This window comes from Luteibacter sp. P4_E6 (genome assembly GCF_056401535.1).
Genome location: NZ_JBFUJE010000402.1, coordinates 1 through 3,620, shown reverse-complemented (window position 1 = coordinate 3,620; position 3,620 = coordinate 1). Strand labels below are relative to the sequence as shown.

Below are 3,620 nucleotides of genomic sequence, written 5' to 3'. Positions count from 1 at the left end.
CAGGAAGCCCGCCCTTGTGGGAGCCGCTTCAGCGGCGATGCTCAGCCTCAGCCGCCCGGCTCAGCCGCTCCGGGCGGTGCCTGCCGGAGCGCTCAGCGCCTTGAGCATCTGCTCAGGGGTGAGGTAGCCACCGATGACATCGCCGTTCTCGTCGACGATGGTCGGGGTGCCGTTCACACCGAGACGCTCGCCGAGCTCGAACTCGTCCTTGACCGGGTTGGTGCAGCTGGCGGTCTTGACCGCCGCCCCCGACATGGCCGAATCGAAGGCGCTCTTGCGGTCCGCGGCACACCAGACCGACACGGCCTTGGTGTACGACGGCGTGTCGTTACCGGAGGTGGTCTTCACGCCTTCGCGCGGCCAGAACACGTACTCGACGGCGATGCCCTGCTTGTTGTACTCGCCGATGTGCGCGTGCAACTGGCGGCAGAACCCGCAGTCCACGTCGGTGAAGACGGTGATCTTGTGTTTCGGATTGGCGGGCGAGTAGATCAGCCGCTGGGACTCGGGAACCTTCGCCAGCTCGGCCTTGCGCATGCCGGACCATGCCGCCGCGCTGAGATCGGACTTCTTCTGGAGGTCGATCAGGTTGCCGTTGATCATGTAATGCCCATCGGCACTCACATACACCATGCGACCCGACGCGATCACCTGGTAATAACCGGGAATCGGCGCGGGGGCGATGCTCTGCACCTCGATACCGGGGCCGATCCCTTCGACGGCGGCGCGCACGGCGGCCTGGTCGTCGGCAGCGGCAGCCGTCACGGCGAACGCGCCGGCCAGGATCGCCGGAAGGATTTTCTTGAACATAGCGGACTCCAATCTGCTACCGGGGGAAGTGCGGGGCAGGTGTTGGAACACGCGCCTCGCCATCGGTTCCCCCGATTGTGCCACGGGCGCTCAGCCGCGCGGGTGATGCTGGGCATGAAGCCGCTTGAGCCCTTCTTTCGCCACCAGCGTGTAGATCTGGGTGGTACTGAGCGAACTGTGGCCCAGCAGCATCTGCAGGGCCCGAAGGTCCGCACCGTGATTGAGCAGGTGGGTGGCGAACGAATGCCGAAGGACGTGCGGGGAGACGCGTTTCGCCGGAATGCCTACCTGCAGGGCGTAGCGCTTCACGAGGGTCCAGAACATCTGCCGCGTCATGCCGTCGCCGCGACGGGACAGAAACAGCGCCATCGGCTGGCCGTGGCCTCTGGCCAGCTGTGGCCGGGCCTCGCGCAGGTAGGTCTCGACATGATTCAGGGCTTCCTCGCCCACCGGCACAAGCCGATCCTTGCCGCCCTTGCCTGTGACGCGAAGGACACCTTGCCGCGTATTCAGGCCCGTCAGCGGCAACTCCACCAGTTCCGATACCCGAAGGCCTGACGAGTACATCAATTCAAGCATCGCCCGGTCACGCTGACCCAGCGGATGGGTCAGGTCGGGCGCGACGATCAGCGCCTCGATCTCGCGCTCGGCCAACGCCTTGGGCAGGCTGCGCGGCATGCGCGGACGCTGCATGAGCAGGGTCGGATCCTCGCGTGCACCATCGTCACGCGCGAGTTGGGCGAAGAAGCGGCGGAACGCCGACTGGCGCCGCGCCATACTGCGCACGGCTACCGGCTGGCTGCCGTGATACGCGGAAATATCCTCGCGGCCCGCCGTCGCCAGCGAACGTCCGCGGGTACCGAGCCAGCGCGCCAGTCCTTGGAGATCCTGCCGGTAAGCCTCAAGCGTACGGTCGGCAAGCCCGTCCTCCGCCCACACGCGCTCGATGAAGCGCTCGATCAGGCGAGCATCGTCGGCGGCAAGTTCAGCGGAAGGCATAGCGGTATCGACGGACATGAATTCGGGCGTGGCAAGCGATGCCCGAATACTCTCATGCCGGGGCGCCATCGGCGCCGTCTACAATGCCGCGTCGCCAACGCCACGGAATCGCATGATCCCCACCTCACCCGCTCCCGCCTGGCGCCGTTTTGCGGCGATCGTCTATGACGTCCTCGCGGTGGTCGCCATCGTCATGGTCGTGGGGCTGCTCTCGCAGATGGTCACAGGGGGTCACCTGTTCGACGACCACGGCCGGATGCTCACCTGGTGGTACCAGCCACTCCAGGGACTCGTGGTGGGCGCCTATTTCCTGGCGTCCTGGATGCGTGGTGGCCAGACACTCGGCATGCGTCCGTGGCGTATCCGGGTCACGGATGCGAGCGGCGCGCCCGTCAACGGCAAGCGCGGCCTGGTAAGGCTCATCGTCGCCGCCCTACCCCTCGCCCTGGTTCTCATCTACCCGCTCACGTCGATGAAGGCTGCGCTGTGGGCCCCCGTGGTCGGCTGGCTCGTGCTCTTGCTTCCCGCCTGGTTCGACCGCCGTCACCGGGCGATCCATGACATGGTCGCCGGTACCGAGATCCGGCGCCTGCCTACTTGAACTGATCGCTGGCGGGGACCCACGAACCGCTCGCCGCGTTCGGCGCGGGGACGTTGATCTTGATCGAGGCCTCGCAACCCGGTGGCAACGGGCCGCCGGCAATCCTTGCCGCCGTGCAGTACGCCGTGTTGTCGAGGGCCACGGGGGCCGCGGCCACCGTCGCCGAATTCGCGGGCGGAAGGTTCTCGGCCAGCGGTTTCGCCGGAGCCATGGTTTGATTCTTTGCGGTGGCGTCCGGGTTGGCCGGCTTCGGTGGGCCATCGCCAACGCCACAACCCAGACTGAAGATCGAAATCGCATTCATCGTGGCGCTCGCATCCTTGGCGCCTGCCGTGCCGGGGCCGGCCGTACAGTTGAGACGGATGCCGCGCGGAAGCGACACGACGGCGTGTGTCGTCGTGGCTTCCACACCGTGACGGACCGCGGTATCTACGCTCGACTCCCCCTTCGGAGTCCACGCGCCGTCGAACCGTGTCGGCTTGTAGTCGACGTGGAAGTGCGGGCCGTTCTGCACGGTGACGTTGCCGCGTGGCTTCAGTTCCGTGTACGCGCCCACCTGACCGGCCTTGTCACCCTGTCCGCCGACCACGCCGTCGCTGCGGTTCGACGTGCCGCTCGCCCCGGTGAGCCGCTCGCCTTCGTCTACGCCCTTCACGGCGCCGGGTTTGCCGGATTCTTTGTCCGCGCCGGGCGTACTCGAGCCGGAGACGTCGGCCTCGCCAGGCGAGGCTTTGCCTGCCGACTGCCCCTTGACCGCCTCGGCCGCCTGATCCTCGCCCTGCTTGCCTTGAGTCGCGGCGACTTGCGCCGCGGACTCGCCCGCGGCGATGTCGCCGGGAGCCTGGCCCGGCGCGGACGGGGCCGTATCGATGCCGGCGACCGGTCGCTGCATCTCGCCGGGTGACACCGCAGGCGCCTGCACCGCGGGCCGGTCCACTGTCGCGACAGGCGCCGAGACGGACGGCTTCGCCACCGCGTCGGGCAAGGGGACGGCCTCGAGTTCCGCTTCGGCTTCGACCGGCGGCGCGGGGATGGCCTGCACTGAGATCTTCGGCGGCACGGGACGCGTGTCGACGGTCAGGTCCGGCGTCGGCGCGACAGGCTCGGGCGCGACCTGCGGCAACGGCGCGTCCTGCGGTGTCGGTGGCGCCGAACTTTCCTCGACCTCCGGGCGCGGCACCGTCGCCAGTGTCATGGCCTGGGTCGGCAC

At 67.9% G+C, this 3,620-nt stretch carries 3 protein-coding genes and 1 pseudogene; 1 reads left to right on the top strand and 3 read right to left on the bottom strand.

Features of this window, described 5'->3' with window-relative positions; genetic code table 11:
• Nucleotides 1-60: 60 nt before the first annotated feature.
• Both AC1DT2_RS18060 and xerD read right to left on the bottom strand, forming a co-directional pair.
• Nucleotides 61-810 carry a DsbC family protein gene (locus tag AC1DT2_RS18060; protein ID WP_477297854.1) on the bottom strand — a complete coding sequence of 250 codons (750 nt, stop codon included), beginning with the start codon at nt 808-810 and terminating at the stop codon, nt 61-63.
• Between the two features lie 90 nt (nt 811-900).
• Entirely contained in the window at nt 901-1,809 is a 909-nt protein-coding gene (gene xerD / locus AC1DT2_RS18055; protein ID WP_213948601.1) for a site-specific tyrosine recombinase XerD, read from the bottom strand.
• 112 nt (nt 1,810-1,921) lie between these two features.
• Between xerD and AC1DT2_RS18050 the strand changes: the two genes are divergently transcribed.
• The gene (locus tag AC1DT2_RS18050) at nt 1,922-2,410 is read left to right on the top strand and encodes an RDD family protein (protein ID WP_477297853.1); all 489 of its coding nucleotides are present in this window, start codon (nt 1,922-1,924) and stop codon (nt 2,408-2,410) included.
• Here the strand turns inward: AC1DT2_RS18050 and AC1DT2_RS18045 are convergent.
• Nucleotides 2,403-3,620 (bottom strand): annotated as a pseudogene (locus AC1DT2_RS18045) (hypothetical protein); the annotation flags it as partial. The gene AC1DT2_RS18050 and the pseudogene AC1DT2_RS18045 sit on opposite strands and share 8 nt — an antisense overlap.

Coding starts and splice junctions, on each gene's coding strand:
- AC1DT2_RS18060 (WP_477297854.1), bottom strand. CDS start 810: ATGTTCAAGAAAATCCTTCCGGCGATCCTGGCCGGCGCGTTCGCCGTG.
- xerD (WP_213948601.1), bottom strand. CDS start 1,809: ATGCCTTCCGCTGAACTTGCCGCCGACGATGCTCGCCTGATCGAGCGC.
- AC1DT2_RS18050 (WP_477297853.1), top strand. CDS start 1,922: ATGATCCCCACCTCACCCGCTCCCGCCTGGCGCCGTTTTGCGGCGATC.